The organism is Streptococcus oralis (assembly GCF_023109315.1).
Classification (GTDB): Bacteria; Bacillota; Bacilli; order Lactobacillales; family Streptococcaceae; genus Streptococcus; species Streptococcus oralis_BS.
In genome coordinates this window covers 118,764-135,060 of sequence record NZ_JALDUF010000005.1, presented here as the reverse complement: position 1 = coordinate 135,060, position 16,297 = coordinate 118,764, and the positions used below count along the sequence as shown (strand labels likewise).

The window sequence follows — 16,297 nt, the reverse complement described above, 5'->3', positions numbered from 1 at the left end:
TTTCTGATTGGATAGAAAAATGGGGAGAGAAAACCTGAAAATCAGGCTTTATGGGCATTAAGTTTGCCTTATGACTTGATAGATAGCAAACAAAGAATAAAGAAATTTGATAAATGAAAGTTTTTTGTGGTTACACGCCTAAATATTCTGAAAATTCGTTTACTTTTTGAGAAATCTATGGTATAATTGGCAATAAGCCTAAATTTTTTAAGAGGAGTTACATACATGAAAAAAAGTAGAGTATTGGTTGTAGCAGGGGTTGCCTTATTAGCGACTGGCGTACTAGCTGCCTGCAGTTCTAAATCATCTGATTCAACGGCGCCAAAAAATTATGGTTATATCTATTCAGCTGACCCAGAAACGTTGGATTACCTCATTTCAGGTAAACAAAGTACTAAGATTGCCACTTCAAATGGTATTGATGGTCTCTTCACAAATGACAAATATGGGAATTTGACTCCCGCAGTGGCAGAAGATTGGTCAGTCTCAAAAGATGGTTTGACTTATACCTACAAAATCCGTAAAGGTGTTAAATGGATGACATCTGATGGAGAAGAGTACGCTGAAGTAACAGCTAAAGATTTCGTAAATGGTTTGAAACACGCAGCAGATAAGAAATCCGAAGCTCTATATCTAGCAGAAACTTCTGTTAAAGGATTGTCTGATTATTTGTCTGGAAATTCAAAAGACTTTTCTACGGTAGGTGTGAAGGCAGTTGATGATTATACTCTTGAGTATACCTTGAACCAACCAGAACCATATTGGAACTCTAAGATGGCTTATTCAATCTTCTGGCCATTGAACGAAGATTTTGAAAAATCAAAAGGATCAGATTTTGCCAAAGCAACAGATCCTACGTCCTTGCTTTATAATGGTCCGTTCTTGCTAAAAGGTTTGACTACTAAATCTTCTATCGAATTTGCTAAGAATGAGCAGTACTGGGATAAGGATAACGTTCACCTTGATAAAGTTACCCTTGCTTTCTATGATGGGTCAGACCAAGAGTCCATTGAACGTAACTTTACAAGTGGAGCATACAGCTATGCTCGCCTTTTCCCAACAAGTTCAAACTATTCTAAAGTAGCAGAAAGCTATAAGGATAACATCTTCTACACTCCATCAGGACCAGGGATTGCTGGTTTGGGTGTGAATATTGACCGTCAAGGTTACAAATACACTTCTAAGACAACTGATGAAGAGAAGACTTCTACTAAAAAAGCTCTTCTTAACAAGGATTTCCGTCAGGCTTTGAACTTTGCCTTTGACCGTACTTCTTACTCAGCACAAATCAATGGTAAGGAAGGGGGCCCCCTTGCAGTTCGCAATCTCTTTGTGAAACCAGGGTTTGTCTCTGCAGGTGAAAAAACTTTCGGTGACTTGGTAACTGATAAGATGGCTGCTTATGGTGATGAGTGGAAGAACGTAAACTTTGCTGATGGTCAAGATGGACTCTTCAACTCCGACAAAGCCAAAGCTGAATTTGCGAAAGCCAAAACTGCATTGGAAGCAGAAGGTGCGAAATTCCCTATCCACTTGGATATTCCAGTAGACCAAACTGCTAAGAGCTATATCGCTCGTATTCAATCCTTTAAACAATCAGTTGAAACAGTACTTGGTGAAGATAATGTAGTTATTGATATCCAACAAGTTTCTAAAGATGAGTTGAACAATATCACCTACTATGCAGCAAGCGCTGCGGCAGAAGATTGGGATCTCTCAGGAGCAGTTGCATGGAGTCCAGACTACGAAGATCCATCAACTTACCTTGATATCTTGAAGACAACGAATGCTGAACAAACAAAAACATACATGGGTTACGAAGGTGCAGATAATGCTGCAGCAGCTCAAGTTGGTTTGAAAGAATACGATAAGCTAGTTGATGAAGCTGCTAAAGAAACAAGCGATTTGAATGTTCGTTATGAAAAATACGCGGCTGCTCAAGCTTGGTTGACAGATAGCTCACTCTTCTTGCCAGCTATGTCATCAACTGGTGCTGCACCATTCATTTCTCGTGTTGTACCATTCACAGCATCTTATAGCCAGTCTGGAGATAAGGGCTCAGATGTATACTTCAAGTATATTCAGTTACAAGACAAGGTTGTAACCAAGGCTGACTATGAGCAAGCTCGTGAGAAATGGCTCAAAGAGAAAAAAGAATCAAACGAAAAAGTTCAAAAAGAATTGACGAATCACGTTAAATAAATAACTCTCAAGAGAACTTTCTCTCCATGAGGAGAAGGTTCTTTTGGGATTTTAAAAGGAAACGATATGAAAAAATATATTTTTATGCGTGTCTTGCGCTCATTGTTGTCTATTTTCTTGGTGACAACCTTGACCTACACGATTATCTATACGATGGTTCCTCGGAAACTGATTTTCAAGCAGGATACCAACTACAACAAGATTGCAACGACTCCAGATAAGCGGGATAATTATGAGAATACCGTTTATGAACGTATGGGCTATATCGAGTACTACGATACTAAGGAGTTGCAAGAAAAAGCTAGCTCAATGGACTCATCTGTAACAGTAGATGCCAATGATACCAATAAGGCAATCTACGAAAAATACATCAACCAACTCGGTAATGGTTGGACGTTAGGTGTCTTTTCAGAGAGTGGTCAGTTCTATGCTACGCGTGAAATTCCAATTTTTGAACGTGTTTTCAAATTCTATGCGAACTTACTTGATATTGATCATACAAACAAGATTCAAGACCCTGAAAATCCAAACTTGGAACGTTATCTTCGTTTTGAAAATGACCCTGCTATCGGTTGGTCATTGGTTGGTTCAGGTACCAAACATAAATACCTTTTGTATTTCAACAATCAATTCCCGTTTGTACACCAAAACTTTGTGAACATTAACTTGGGTGACTCTTACCCAACTTATGCGAACACGCCAGTGCTTCAAGTTATCACACAAGGCCAAGGACAAACCAAAACATCAGAAGTTCAATTCCCTACTGGTAAAAAGACTTCGTCTGTAGATATTTACTCTCGTACCTACAAATCTCCAAGTCAAGCAGATGCGCGTGAAATAGCTAACTATGGTAAGGACGATCCATATACAGCTACAGAAAGTAACTACCAATATCCATCTATGATTGCAAGCTCAGCTGTTGCTGGTTTGATTGGTTTGATTATTTCTTATGCTATTGCGATTCCTCTTGGATCTGCTATGGCTCGCCACAAGAATACTTGGATTGATAGCTTCTCAACAGGTGCTCTAACCTTCTTGCTTGCACTTCCAACGATTGCTTTGGTTTATATCGTTCGCTTGATTGGATCATCTATTGGTCTTCCAGACTCATTCCCTATCCTAGGTGCTGGAGATTGGCGTTCCTATGTCTTGCCAGCAGTCATTCTAGGTTTGCTGGGAGCACCAAGTACAGCAATCTGGATTCGTCGTTATATGATTGATTTGCAATCTCAAGACTTCGTCCGTTTTGCTCGTGCAAAAGGTTTATCTGAAAAAGAAATTTCAAATAAACACGTCTTTAAAAATGCCATGGTTCCTTTGGTTTCAGGTATTCCAGGCGCCGTAATCGGGGTTATTGGTGGTGCAACATTGACAGAAACAGTCTTCGCCTTCCCAGGTATGGGTAAAATGTTGATTGACTCGGTTAAGGCATCAAACAACTCAATGGTAGTTGGTCTCGTCTTCATCTTTACATGTATTTCTATCTTCTCACTTTTTGTAGGAGATATCTGGATGACTATGCTTGACCCACGTATTAAATTGACAGAGAAAGGAGGCAAATAATGTCAACAATCGGTAAAGAAAAATTTCAGTTCGTAAAACGTGACGATTTTGCCTCTGAAACAATTGATGCTCCTGCCTACTCTTACTGGGGCTCTGTATTTAGACAGTTTTTAAAGAAAAAATCAACAGTTATTATGTTGGGAATATTGGTAGCTATTATTTTGATGAGTTTTATCTATCCGATGTTTTCAGACTTTGATTTTAACGATGTAAGTAAGGTTAATGACTTTAGCGCTCGTTTTATTAAGCCCAATGCCGAACACTGGTTTGGTACTGATAGCAATGGTAAATCCTTGTTTGATGGAGTTTGGTTTGGTGCGCGTAATTCTATTCTCATTTCTGTAATTGCTACTTTTATCAACCTTGTGATCGGGGTTATTGTTGGTGGAATTTGGGGAATTTCAAAATCTGTTGACCGCGTCATGATGGAAGTTTATAACATTATTTCAAACATTCCATCTCTCTTGATTGTTATCGTCTTGACTTACTCAATTGGTGCTGGTTTCTGGAATTTGATCTTCGCTATGAGTGTGACGACTTGGATTGGTATTGCTTATTCAATTCGTATTCAAATCATGCGTTACCGTGACTTGGAATACAACCTTGCTTCTCAAACACTTGGAACACCAACCTTTAAAATCATCGTGAAAAATATCATGCCACAATTGGTATCTGTTATTGTTTCTACGATGACCTTGATGTTGCCAAGCTTTATCTCTTATGAGGCTTTCCTTTCCTTCTTTGGATTGGGGTTACCTGTAACAGTGCCAAGTTTGGGACGTTTGATCTCAGATTACTCACAAAACGTTACGACCAATGCGTACTTGTTCTGGATTCCATTGACAACCTTGATTTTGGTATCCCTATCTCTATTCGTTGTTGGTCAGAACTTAGCGGATGCTAGTGATCCACGTACACATAGATAGGAGTAGACATGACAAAAGAAAGTAATGTAATTTTGACTGCTCGCGATATCGTCGTGGAATTTGACGTTCGTGACAAAGTTCTAACGGCTATCAGAGGCGTTTCTCTAGAACTGATTGAAGGAGAAGTTCTTGCCTTGGTAGGTGAGTCTGGTTCTGGTAAATCTGTATTAACAAAAACCTTTACAGGGATGTTGGAAGATAATGGGCGCATTGCCCAAGGAAGCATCGATTATCGTGGGCAAGACTTGACAGCCTTGACTTCGAACAAAGAATGGGAGAAAATCCGTGGTGCTAAAATTGCAACCATCTTCCAAGACCCAATGACAAGTTTGGATCCAATTAATACAATCGGTAGCCAAATCACAGAAGTTATCGTTAAACACCAAGGGAAAACAGCTAAGGAAGCCAAAGAAATGGCAATCGACTATATGAACAAGGTCGGAATTCCAGACGCTGAAAAACGTTTTGACGAGTATCCTTTCCAATATTCTGGAGGGATGCGCCAACGTATCGTTATTGCGATTGCCCTTGCTTGTCGCCCAGATATTTTGATCTGTGACGAGCCAACGACGGCCCTTGATGTAACCATTCAAGCGCAAATCATTGATTTGCTTAAAACTTTGCAAGATGAGTACCACTTCACCATTATCTTTATCACCCATGACCTTGGTGTGGTAGCAAGTATTGCCGATAAGGTGGCGGTTATGTATGCTGGTGAAATTGTAGAATACGGTACTGTTGAGGAAGTCTTCTACGACCCACGTCATCCATATACTTGGAGTCTCTTGTCTAGCTTGCCTCAGCTTGCTGACGATAAAGGGGAATTGTACTCTATCCCTGGAACACCACCGTCTCTTTATACTGAGTTGAAAGGTGATGCCTTTGCCCTTCGTTCAGATTATGCGATGCAAATTGACTTTGAACAGAAAGCGCCTCAGTTTTCAGTCACTGATACTCACTGGGCTAAGACTTGGTTGCTTCATGAGAATGCTCCTAAGGTTGAAAAACCAGAAATCATCGCAGATTTACATGATAAAATTCGTGATAAAATGGGCTTTGCTCATCTAGAAGACTAGGAGGAAGGAAATGTCTGAAAAATTAGTAGAAATTAAAGATTTAGAAATTTCCTTCGGTGAAGGAAGTAAGAAGTTTGTTGCCGTTAAAAACGCTAACTTCTTTATCAACAAGGGAGAAACTTTTTCTCTTGTTGGTGAATCTGGTAGTGGGAAAACGACGATTGGTCGTGCCATTATTGGTTTGAATAATACTAGTAAAGGTGAAATCATCTTTGACGGTCATAAGATCAATGGGAAAAAATCTCATAAGGAATCTTCAGACTTGATCCGTCGTATCCAGATGATTTTCCAGGACCCTGCAGCCAGTTTAAATGAACGTGCGACAGTTGACTATATCATCTCTGAAGGTCTTTACAACTACCACTTGTTCAAAGACGAAGAAGAGCGAAAAGAAAAAGTTCAAAAGATGATTCATGAAGTCGGTCTTTTAAAAGAGCACTTGACCCGTTACCCACACGAGTTTTCTGGTGGTCAACGTCAACGTATTGGGATTGCTCGTGCTCTTGTGATGGAACCTGATTTCGTTATTGCGGATGAGCCGATTTCAGCCTTGGACGTGTCTGTTCGTGCGCAAGTCTTGAACTTGCTCAAGAAGTTTCAAAAAGAATTGGGCTTGACCTATCTCTTTATCGCGCATGACTTGTCAGTTGTTCGCTTTATCTCAGATCGTATCGCAGTTATCTATAAGGGTGTTATCGTCGAAGTGGCGGAGACAGAGGAGTTGTTTAACAATCCTGTTCATCCGTACACTCAAGCACTTCTATCTGCTGTACCGATTCCAGATCCAATCTTGGAACGTAAGAAGGTCTTGAAAGTCTATGATCCTAGCCAACATGACTATGAGACAGACAAGCCGTCTATGGTGGAAATTCGTCCAGGTCACTATGTTTGGGCCAATCAAGCAGAACTTGCTCGTTACAAGGAAGCTCTTAAAAAATAAACAGATTAAGAGAGGACCGAAAGGTCTTCTCATTTTTAATAGAAAAATTCCCCTTTCACTAGCTTGTAAAAGGGGAGCTTTATTGTGATTAGCGTTTGGACCAGGTACGTTTCATAAAGAGAAGCAAAATGGGATAAATCTCTAGACGACCTGCAATCATTGCAAATGAGAGAAGGATTTTAGAGATGGGGCTAAAGATAGCAAAACTAGAAGTTGTACCTAGAATAGGTCCGATGTTATTGAAACAGCTGAAGACAGCACTGGTAACAACTAGAAAATCATTGTTATCTAGACTGACAATGAAGATAAGTGACAGTAAAATCATCACATAAATGACAAAATATTTTAGGACCTTGTGCTGGGTATCCTTATCAATCACAGTTTTATTGACATGTAGAGTCAATACGCGATGAGGAGATAAGATGGACAAGATCTGATTTTTTGCAATTTTTGAAAGGATGAGCCCTCTGATAACTTTGAGTCCACCTGCGGTTGATCCAGCAGAGCCACCGATTCCCATGAGGAAGAGGAGTATAAATTGGGAGAAGAGGGGCCAGTTGGTAATATCTCCGTAACCAAAACCAGTTGTTGTAATGATATTGGAGACCTGAAAGAGGGCCATTTCAAAGCTCTTAGAGACACCTTGGTAGAGGTGGAGCGTATTGAGAGTAATCAAGCCGGTAGAAACTAGGACAATGATTACATACGTGCGAAATTCTTCATCTCCAAAGAAAGCCTTAACCCGACGGAGCATGAGGTAGTAGTAGAGATTAAAGTTAACTCCAAAAACCAGAACTCCGATACTGATGAGATAGGTGATGAGTGAGCTGCCGTAGTGGGCAATTCCGTCGTTATAGACGGTGAAGCCACCGGTTCCTGCCGTTCCCATAGCGATGACAAAGCTATCAAATAGAGGCATGCCAGCTAGATAGTAGATGACTACAAAAAGTGAGAAGAGCCCTAAATAAAGCAGATAGAGAATCTGGGCAGTATTTTTCAGTTTGGATACAACCTTGCCAAAGACAGGCCCAGGGACCTCAGCCTTCATCACCTCTAAGTGACTATTCTTGGCATTGTCCATAATGGCAAGCGCGAAGACGAGTACCCCCATCCCTCCAATCAAGTGAGTAAAACTTCGCCAGAAGAGGAGGGATCGGCTGAGAACGGAGACATCTGTCAGAATGGTTGCTCCTGTAGTTGTAAAACCAGAACTGATTTCAAAGAAGGCATCGATGACACTTGGGATTTGTCCTGAAAAGACAAAGGGAAGCGCTCCAAAGAAAGACCACAGAATCCAACAGAGGGCGACGATTAAGACTCCCTCCTTAGTATAAATTCGCTGATTTTTGGGTTTCCGTAAAATTCCCAAGCTACCAAGAAGTATCAAAATCCCAATTGTTGTAAAGAGAGCTGTAAATACTTGGCTGGATTCTTGATAATAGGTTGCTACGCTAACAGGCACTAGGAGGAGAACGGCCTCAATCAAGAGAAGTTTTGAGAGGAGGTAACGAATCATACTTTTATTCATCTTTTACCTCTCAATCAGATCATAAATCTTGGTGATATTTGGTAATAAGGTCGTCACGAGTAACTGATCTCCTACCTCAAGTCTATCCTCTCCAGTAGGGAAGATTGTTTTTCCTTTTCGGATAATGGCTGCGATGAGAACCCCTTTCTTCAATTTCAGATGTGAAAGAGGTTTGGCAGTCATTTTATTAGCTTCCTTGATTTGGAATTGAAGAGTTTCAATTTGACCGTTTGCTAGATGGTGCATGGCTTGAAGGTCTGAGTATTGAGCGTTTACTCGACCACGGATAAAGTGCATAATGGTATCCACTGCAATGCTTTTGGGTGTGATGATACTTGAAAAATCAGGTGCATGGATAATCTCTAAAAGGCTAGTTCGATTCACCTTGGTGATATTCTTATGGACACCAACACGGTCTAAGAACATAGAGGTAATGATGTTTTCCTCATCAACTCCAGTCAAAGTTGCAACTGCATCATAGTTGGGAGCACTTTCCTCAAGCAAGATATCTTTGGCAGTTCCATCTCCCTGTACGATATAGAGATTTGGAAATTTTTCACTGAAGAGACGAGCTCTCTCAGGATTAATCTCGATAACTTTAGTGTCAATACGGCTATCTTTTAAAATGTCAAGTAGGTAATAAGCAATTTTTCCAGCACCAACGATGAGCAAGCTTTTCACTGTACGTGATTTGAAATAGTTATGGAAAAGCATCATATCCACACGATTCCCAGTAACAAAAATTCTATCTCTATCCTGAATGGTGATATCACCGCTCGGAATCATAAGTTGATGGTCTCGTTCCATAGCGCAGACAATGATATTGCCAAATTTTTTACGAAAATCTGAGATTGGCATTTGACAGAGACCACTGGAATCTTTGACAACAAACTCCATCAGGTTGACCCTTCCCCCTGAGAACCGCTCAACTGAGAGTGCATTCGGAAAATCAATGATATTTGAGATAGCACGGGCGGCTAGGAGTTCTGGGTTAACGATAAGTGAGAATCCAAGAATATTTTTCTCTTTGAAATAGGTATTGGAGTATTCAGGATTTCGCACTCGAACGATAGTCTCTTTAGCGCCCATTTTTTTAGCAAGTACTGCTGAAATCATATTCACTTCATCGTGTTCCGTTAGAGCGATAAAGATATCACACTCTTGAACGCCGGCTTGCTCTAAGATAGCAAAGTCTGCTCCATTTCCAAGGAGTTCCATGATATCAAAGCGACTGACAATATGATTGAGAACAGCCTCATCTTGTTCGATGAGGACAACGTCGTGTTTTTCTGCAACCAGTGAACGACAGAGGGCGAAACCGACTTTCCCTCCACCAACAAGGACAATTTTCATATAAAAACCCTACTTTTTCATGATGTAACTATCATACCCTTTTTTCGCAAAAAATGCACTTGCCAAGGCATTTTAGAGGATAAGAAAAGCCTTTTTTTAAGTGTTTAAAGATAAAATCGGTCACCTTTCATAGAAATGTCTATCATATGAAATGATTTCGCTCATTTAATATCCTTTCTCAGAAAAAGAATGACTAAGTATGGAAATATTATCAAAAAAATAAAAAAATCAAGTCATTTCTATTGACATTGGTTCTGAAAGTGTTATACTAAGAAAGTAGTTTCGCTGATTTACTTCAAACCTGTTGTGAGGTAAGTTAACGACGCCTTAACCACGCTGTTTGCTGAGCTTGACTCCGGGCAGTGTGGCTATTTTTTTGCAATGATAAAAGGAAGCCAATTATGACAAATCACATTGTTTTATTTGAACCTCAGATTCCACAAAATACTGGCAACATCGCGCGTACTTGTGCTGCGACCAATTCTCCCCTCCACATCATCAAACCAATGGGCTTTCCTATCGATGACCGCAAGATGAAGCGAGCAGGTTTGGATTACTGGGATAAGTTAGAGATTTATTTTTATGACAGTTTGGAAGATTTCATGTCTCAGATGAAGGGTAAACTCTATCTGATTTCAAAATTTGCGGAAAAGGTGTACTCTGAGGCAGATTTATCGACTGACGAAGACCATTATTTTCTCTTTGGACGTGAAGACAAGGGCTTGCCGGAGGACTTTATGCGAGACCATCCTGAGAAAGCTCTCCGTATCCCGATGAACGATGAACACGTCCGCAGTCTCAATGTTTCGAATACCGTATGCATGATTGTTTATGAAGCCCTCCGCCAGCAGAACTTTGCAGGTCTCGAACTCGTTCACACCTATGAAGCAGATAAATTGAAATAATCAAAATGCTTGCACTTGCAAGCGTTTTTTGTTATGATTAAAGGGTCTTCAGGGCTGGGTGTGATTCCCGACCGGCGGTGAATTTGACTAGCTATTTTGGCTTTCTCGTCGTTGTCTTATCTCGATATACTTTAAGTATTATCTTCGACTGCGACGCCTAGATTACTCCAAAATATCTTAGTTAAAGAAGTCCGCGAGCGCAAGCTGATGTGGTGTGATTCCACAACCGACAGTATAGTCTGGATGGGAGAAGACGAAAGAATAGCTTTGTCTGTTCTGATGAGTTTATAGATAAATTGCAACCGCTTGCTCAAAAGAGTGAGGGGGAACTTTTGGGATATAAAAAGTGAGAATAGATAGAGGGATCCTTTCCAACTTCTTCTGATTTTATAGAAAATTGGAGGAACCTGTTATGACAAACACACGTCGACTTTCGACCATTGCGATTTTATCAGCCATTTCATTTGTGCTGATGTACTTTGACTTTCCGCTCTTGCCAGCGGCAAGCTTCCTCAAGATCGAGTTTAGTATTTTGCCAGTCCTTGTGGGCTTGGTGGTGATGGATTTGCCTGCTGCTCTCGGGATTCTCTTGCTGCGATCACTCTTGAAGTTACTTCTCAATAGCCAGGGAGTGAATACTTACATTGGTTTGCCAATGAATATCGTAGCTTTGGGAGTTTTTGTTATCGCCTTTGGTTTGATTTGGAAAAAGGAACGTAGCACTCTTCGTTTCCTACTAGCATCTCTAGTGGGAACCATCGGATTGACTGCTGCTATGTTGGTTCTCAACTATGTTTATGCGGTTCCTTTGTACGCGCAGTTTGCCAACTTTGATATTGGAAAAATTTTGGGACTTTCCAACTACCTAATGACCATGGTTTTACCTTTTAACTTGATTGAGGGTGTAATATTTGCCGTTTCATTCTGGTTGTTATACGTCCTCTTGAAACCAACCTTAAAACATTATGAGAGATAAACAAACATTTTTAATGAAGGGCAGTTTTGCCCTTTTACTTTTCGTCCTTCTTGGCTATATGGTTAAGTTCTATCCTGAAACGCTGGTCGGTTTTGATCAACCGATTCAGACTGCTCTTCGTGGGGACTTGCCAGATTATTTGACAGTCCTATTCCGTGCGCTTACGCATTTGATTGATATCCCAGTAATCATTACCTGGGTTGCCATCGCAGCCTTTATCTTTTATCGTAAGCAGTGGAAGATAGAAAGCTACTTCATGGCGGGTAATCTAGCCTTAGCCGGTCTTTTAATCGTGACCTTTAAAAATATCTACCAGCGCCCACGGCCAGCTATTTTACACTTGGTAGAGGAGAAGGGATTTTCTTTTCCAAGTGGCCATTCTCTGGCTGTAACTTTGATGGTAGGGACTCTGATTGTCATTCTCAGTCAACGGATTAAAGATTCGGTTTGGAGAAAAATTGTGCAAATCGTCCTTGGCTTCTACCTAGTCAGTGTACTGGTGTCAAGGGTCTATCTGGGAGTTCACTATCCATCAGACGTCCTTGCCAGTCTCTGTGTGGGCTTGGGAGTCTTGTTTATCGAATTTCCCTTCTATGACAAGCTCCGCTTCCAATGGCGATTTAAAGGCAAGCAGAAGTGAGTATCGAATTCCCTTGAGGAGAAAGAAATGAAAGGGAAAGCAGATGAAACAGATCTTACAAATAGATAGTGCATTGCGTCTTGTTCCTTTTTATATTGAAATTAGTCTGGTCTAACTTGTTTTTTAACTAAAAATTTGATAAACTATGTAATAATCGAATAGAAATCCGCAAGACTAGTAACTCAAGGGAAGTATATCAGGGAGGAGAGCCATGACTGCAAGCTCTCTATATGAAAGCTGAGTGAATTCACTTGCGCATGGATTTAGAAATGAAGGTCTGACTTGTCAGATGAAACGGATGGTACCGCGTGTCAACGCTCCGAGTGGAGTTTTTGGCATGTGGTTTTCTTTTTATCTACGAGCGACTGATGGAGGAATTATGTCAACTATTGAAGAACAATTAAAAGCGCTTCGCGAAGAAACGCTGGCTAGCTTGAAGCAGATTACTGCTGAAAATGAAAAAGAGATGCAAGAATTACGTGTCTCTGTCCTTGGTAAAAAAGGGTCGCTTACTGAAATCCTTAAAGGGATGAAGGATGTATCGGCTGAAATGCGCCCTGTCATCGGGAAACACGTTAATGAAGCTCGTGATGTCTTGACAGCAGCCTTTGAGGAAACAGCGAAACTCTTGGAAGAAAAGAAAGTCGCAGCTCAACTTGCTAGTGAGAGCATCGATGTAACACTTCCAGGTCGTCCTGTTGCGGTTGGTCACCGTCATGTTCTTACACAAACCAGTGAAGAAATCGAAGATATTTTTATCGGGATGGGTTACCAAGTCGTGGATGGTTTTGAAGTGGAGCAAGACTACTATAACTTCGAGCGTATGAACCTTCCAAAAGATCACCCAGCTCGCGATATGCAGGATACTTTCTACATCACAGAAGAAATCTTGCTCCGTACTCACACGTCTCCAGTTCAGGCGCGTGCTATGGATGCTCATGATTTTTCAAAAGGTCCTTTGAAAATGATCTCACCGGGGCGCGTATTCCGTCGTGATACGGACGATGCAACCCACAGTCACCAATTCCACCAAATCGAAGGTTTGGTAGTTGGGAAAAACATCTCTATGGCTGACCTTCAAGGAACGCTTCAGTTGATCGTCCAAAAAATGTTCGGTGAAGAGCGCCAAATCCGTCTGCGTCCATCTTATTTCCCATTCACAGAGCCATCTGTTGAGGTGGATGTTTCTTGCTTCAAGTGTGGTGGAGAAGGCTGTAACGTATGTAAGAAAACAGGTTGGATTGAAATTATGGGGGCCGGTATGGTTCACCCACGTGTTCTTGAAATGAGTGGTATCGATGCAACTGTATACTCTGGATTTGCCTTTGGTCTTGGACAAGAGCGCGTAGCCATGCTCCGTTACGGAATTAACGATATCCGTGGATTCTACCAAGGAGATGTCCGCTTCTCAGAACAGTTTAAATAAGATTGAAACCTGAAACACAGTCCTATACAGTCCTAGTCATTTTCTCTCGATGAGAAGGTGAGGACTGACTCGAAGAAAAAGAAAGGAATTGAAAAGGTCTTACTTGGTGAGATCTTACAATCAGAATTATGCTTGTATCTTATAAATGGTTAAAAGAATTGGTGGACATTGATGTGCCATCACAAGAGTTGGCTGAAAAAATGTCAACTACGGGGATCGAGGTCGAAGGTGTCGAATCACCGGCTGCCGGTCTCTCAAAAATTGTCGTCGGTGAAGTCTTGTCTTGCGAAGATGTGCCAGAAACACACTTGCATGTCTGTCAGGTTAACGTTGGTGAAGAAGAAGCCCGTCAGATCGTTTGTGGTGCCCCAAATGTGCGTACTGGTATCAAGGTCATGGTGGCACTTCCAGGAGCTCGTATCGCGGATAATTACAAGATCAAAAAAGGGAAAATCCGTGGCTTGGAGTCACTTGGAATGATCTGTTCACTTGGTGAATTGGGAATTTCTGACTCAGTCGTACCAAAGGAATTTGCAGATGGTATTCAAATCTTGCCAGAAGATGCAGTACCAGGTGAGGAAGTCTTCTCTTACCTAGACTTGGATGACGAAATCATCGAACTTTCTATCACGCCAAACCGTGCAGACGCTCTATCTATGCGTGGAGTAGCGCACGAAGTAGCAGCCATCTATGACAAGGCAGTCAATTTTAAAGAATTTACTCTGACAGAAACAAATGAAGTTGCAGCAGACGCTCTTTCTGTAGGCATTAAGACAGACAAGGCACCATACTATGCAGCCCGTATCTTGGACAATGTGACCATCGCACCAAGTCCGCAATGGTTGCAAAATCTTCTTATGAACGAAGGTATCCGTCCCATCAATAATGTGGTCGACGTGACCAACTATATCCTACTCTATTTTGGTCAGCCTATGCATGCTTTTGATTTGGATACCTTTGAAGGCAATGACATCCGTGTGCGTGAAGCGCGTGCTGGTGAAAAATTGGTAACCTTGGACGGTGAAGAACGTGAGTTGGAAACAAATGACTTAGTCATCACTGTCGCAGACAAACCAGTAGCCCTTGCAGGTGTCATGGGTGGAGAGGCTACAGAAATCTCTGAAAAATCAAGTCGAGTTGTGTTAGAGGCAGCTGTTTTCAATGGCACATCCATTCGTAAGACTAGCGGACGCCTTAACCTTCGTTCGGAATCATCTTCTCGTTTTGAAAAAGGGATTAATGTGGCAACAGTCGATGAGGCCTTGGATGCTGCAGCGAGCATGATTGCAGAACTTGCAGGTGCGACGGTGCGTAAGGGAATCGTTTCAGCGGGTGAGCTTGACACTTCTGATGTAGAAGTTTCTTCAACCCTTGCAGACGTTAACCGCGTCCTTGGTACGGAGCTTTCCTATGCTGATGTGGAAGATGTCTTCCGTCGTCTTGGCTTTGGCCTTTCTGGCAATGCAGAAAGCTTTACAGTCAGCGTACCCCGTCGTCGTTGGGATATTACCATCGAAGCAGACCTCTTTGAAGAAATTGCCCGTATCTATGGTTATGATCGCTTGCCAACCAGTCTTCCAAAAGATGACGGTACAGCTGGTGAATTGACTGCGACACAAAAATTGCGCCGCCAAGTTCGTACGATCGCTGAAGGAGCAGGTTTGACAGAGATTATTACCTACGCTCTGACAACTCCTGAAAAAGCAGTTGAGTTTACGGCTCAACCAAGTAACCTTACAGAACTCATGTGGCCAATGACTGTGGACCGTTCTGTCCTCCGTCAAAATATGGTCTCAGGTATCCTTGATACCGTTGCCTACAACGTGGCTCGTAAGAACAAAAACTTGGCTCTTTACGAGATTGGAAAAGTCTTTGAACAAACAGGCAATCCAAAAGAAGAACTTCCAAACGAAATCAACAGTTTTGCCTTTGCCTTAACCGGCTTGGTTGCTGAAAAAGATTTCCAAACGGCAGCAGTTCCAGTTGATTTCTTCTACGCTAAGGGAATCCTAGAAGCGCTCTTTACTCGCTTGGGACTAGAAGTGACTTATACAGCAACCTCTGAAATCACTAGCCTCCACCCAGGACGTACAGCCGTGATTTCACTCGGTGACCAAGTTCTTGGTTTCCTTGGCCAAGTGCATCCAGTTACTGCCAAGGCTTACGATATCCCAGAAACGTATGTAGCGGAGCTCAACCTTTCAGCTATTGAAGCTGCCCTTCAACCAGCTGCTCCATTTGTGGAAATCACAAAATTCCCAGCAGTCAGCCGTGACGTGGCTCTACTCCTCAAGGCAGAAGTCACTCATCAAGAAGTTGTAGATGCTATCCAAGCTGCAGGCGTGAAACGTTTGACTGATATCAAACTCTTTGACGTCTTCTCAGGCGAAAAACTGGGAGTTGGCATGAAGTCAATGGCTTATAGCTTGACCTTCCAAAATCCAGAAGATAGCTTGACAGACGAAGAAGTCGCACGCTACATGGAAAAAATCCAAGCATCACTCGAAGAAAAAGTCAATGCAGAAGTGCGTTAACTCATCAATCCATCCTTCGGGGTGGATTTTTAGTTTTAAGAGAACAGTTCAGAAGAGAAAAGCGACAGTTGAGGAGAAAGACACCCTATCCAATTTTTAATGAGCTATACTAAACCTATTACTAGAGCGCTTAAAAACCTTAGATTTGGTAGATTTTTACTATAAATAATATCGATAAAAATGGACATAAAACGTTGTAAAGGCTATCAAAAAGGAGTATAATAAGTG

The 16,297-nt window shown here is 41.5% G+C and carries 12 protein-coding genes and 1 riboswitch; of the genes, 10 read left to right on the top strand and 2 right to left on the bottom strand.

The features are described 5' to 3' along the window. The first annotated feature begins 225 nt into the window (after positions 1-225). From M1F74_RS07490 to M1F74_RS07470, 5 genes are all read left to right on the top strand, one after another. Entirely contained in the window at positions 226-2,202 is a 1,977-nt protein-coding gene (locus tag M1F74_RS07490) for a peptide ABC transporter substrate-binding protein (protein WP_247946725.1), read from the top strand. 66 nt (positions 2,203-2,268) lie between these two features. Next, positions 2,269-3,765, top strand: coding sequence for an ABC transporter permease (locus M1F74_RS07485; RefSeq protein WP_247946724.1), 1,497 nt, complete (start codon positions 2,269-2,271; stop codon positions 3,763-3,765). Continuing rightward, entirely contained in the window at positions 3,765-4,691 is a 927-nt protein-coding gene (oppC, locus tag M1F74_RS07480) for an oligopeptide ABC transporter permease OppC (RefSeq protein WP_000103936.1), read from the top strand. Before M1F74_RS07485 ends, oppC begins: the two co-directional genes overlap by 1 nt. Before the next feature lie 8 nt (positions 4,692-4,699). After that, a complete protein-coding gene (locus M1F74_RS07475) occupies positions 4,700-5,767 on the top strand; it encodes an ABC transporter ATP-binding protein (RefSeq protein WP_000159802.1) in 1,068 nt (355 codons plus the stop codon). 10 nt (positions 5,768-5,777) lie between these two features. After that, positions 5,778-6,707 (top strand): ATP-binding cassette domain-containing protein, encoded by a 930-nt coding sequence (locus tag M1F74_RS07470; protein WP_247946723.1) that lies wholly within the window; start codon positions 5,778-5,780, stop codon positions 6,705-6,707. An 88-nt stretch (positions 6,708-6,795) separates the two neighbouring features. Here M1F74_RS07470 and M1F74_RS07465 read toward each other — a convergent pair whose 3' ends face one another. Both M1F74_RS07465 and trkA read right to left on the bottom strand, forming a co-directional pair. Continuing rightward, positions 6,796-8,235 carry a TrkH family potassium uptake protein gene (locus M1F74_RS07465; RefSeq protein ID WP_247946722.1) on the bottom strand — a complete coding sequence of 480 codons (1,440 nt, stop codon included), beginning with the start codon at positions 8,233-8,235 and terminating at the stop codon, positions 6,796-6,798. A 3-nt stretch (positions 8,236-8,238) separates the two neighbouring features. Next, positions 8,239-9,588, bottom strand: coding sequence for a Trk system potassium transporter TrkA (trkA, locus tag M1F74_RS07460; protein WP_247946721.1), 1,350 nt, complete (start codon positions 9,586-9,588; stop codon positions 8,239-8,241). Between the two features lie 401 nt (positions 9,589-9,989). Here trkA and M1F74_RS07455 point away from each other — a divergent pair, with 401 nt between their 5' ends. The 5 genes from M1F74_RS07455 (at position 9,990) to pheT (ending at position 16,069) form a co-directional block, all read left to right on the top strand. Next, positions 9,990-10,493 carry a tRNA (cytidine(34)-2'-O)-methyltransferase gene (locus M1F74_RS07455; RefSeq protein ID WP_007522363.1) on the top strand — a complete coding sequence of 168 codons (504 nt, stop codon included), beginning with the start codon at positions 9,990-9,992 and terminating at the stop codon, positions 10,491-10,493. 40 nt (positions 10,494-10,533) lie between these two features. Further along, a riboswitch (FMN riboswitch) is annotated at positions 10,534-10,752 on the top strand. Positions 10,753-10,905: 153 nt separating this feature from the next. Continuing rightward, complete coding sequence (locus M1F74_RS07450; protein ID WP_247946720.1) at positions 10,906-11,469, top strand: ECF transporter S component; 564 nt, start codon at positions 10,906-10,908, stop codon at positions 11,467-11,469. Next, a complete protein-coding gene (locus M1F74_RS07445; RefSeq protein WP_247946719.1) occupies positions 11,459-12,109 on the top strand; it encodes a phosphatase PAP2 family protein in 651 nt (216 codons plus the stop codon). The genes M1F74_RS07450 and M1F74_RS07445 overlap by 11 nt, the downstream gene beginning before the upstream one ends. A 379-nt stretch (positions 12,110-12,488) precedes the next feature. After that, positions 12,489-13,535, top strand: a complete 1,047-nt coding sequence (gene pheS, locus M1F74_RS07440) for a phenylalanine--tRNA ligase subunit alpha (protein ID WP_000103747.1) — start codon at positions 12,489-12,491, stop codon at positions 13,533-13,535. Between the two features lie 128 nt (positions 13,536-13,663). Beyond that, positions 13,664-16,069, top strand: a complete 2,406-nt coding sequence (gene pheT, locus M1F74_RS07435; RefSeq protein ID WP_247946718.1) for a phenylalanine--tRNA ligase subunit beta — start codon at positions 13,664-13,666, stop codon at positions 16,067-16,069. The last annotated feature ends 228 nt before the right edge of the window (positions 16,070-16,297 follow it).

Bases quoted from the DNA above. Each gene is read 5' to 3' on its own strand.
- M1F74_RS07490 (WP_247946725.1), top strand. From the start codon at position 226: ATGAAAAAAAGTAGAGTATTGGTTGTAGCAGGGGTTGCCTTATTAGCG.
- M1F74_RS07450 (WP_247946720.1), top strand. From the start codon at position 10,906: ATGACAAACACACGTCGACTTTCGACCATTGCGATTTTATCAGCCATT.
- M1F74_RS07455 (WP_007522363.1), top strand. From the start codon at position 9,990: ATGACAAATCACATTGTTTTATTTGAACCTCAGATTCCACAAAATACT.
- M1F74_RS07475 (WP_000159802.1), top strand. From the start codon at position 4,700: ATGACAAAAGAAAGTAATGTAATTTTGACTGCTCGCGATATCGTCGTG.
- pheS (WP_000103747.1), top strand. From the start codon at position 12,489: ATGTCAACTATTGAAGAACAATTAAAAGCGCTTCGCGAAGAAACGCTG.
- pheT (WP_247946718.1), top strand. From the start codon at position 13,664: ATGCTTGTATCTTATAAATGGTTAAAAGAATTGGTGGACATTGATGTG.
- M1F74_RS07470 (WP_247946723.1), top strand. From the start codon at position 5,778: ATGTCTGAAAAATTAGTAGAAATTAAAGATTTAGAAATTTCCTTCGGT.
- M1F74_RS07485 (WP_247946724.1), top strand. From the start codon at position 2,269: ATGAAAAAATATATTTTTATGCGTGTCTTGCGCTCATTGTTGTCTATT.
- trkA (WP_247946721.1), bottom strand. From the start codon at position 9,588: ATGAAAATTGTCCTTGTTGGTGGAGGGAAAGTCGGTTTCGCCCTCTGT.
- M1F74_RS07445 (WP_247946719.1), top strand. From the start codon at position 11,459: ATGAGAGATAAACAAACATTTTTAATGAAGGGCAGTTTTGCCCTTTTA.
- M1F74_RS07465 (WP_247946722.1), bottom strand. From the start codon at position 8,235: ATGAATAAAAGTATGATTCGTTACCTCCTCTCAAAACTTCTCTTGATT.
- oppC (WP_000103936.1), top strand. From the start codon at position 3,765: ATGTCAACAATCGGTAAAGAAAAATTTCAGTTCGTAAAACGTGACGAT.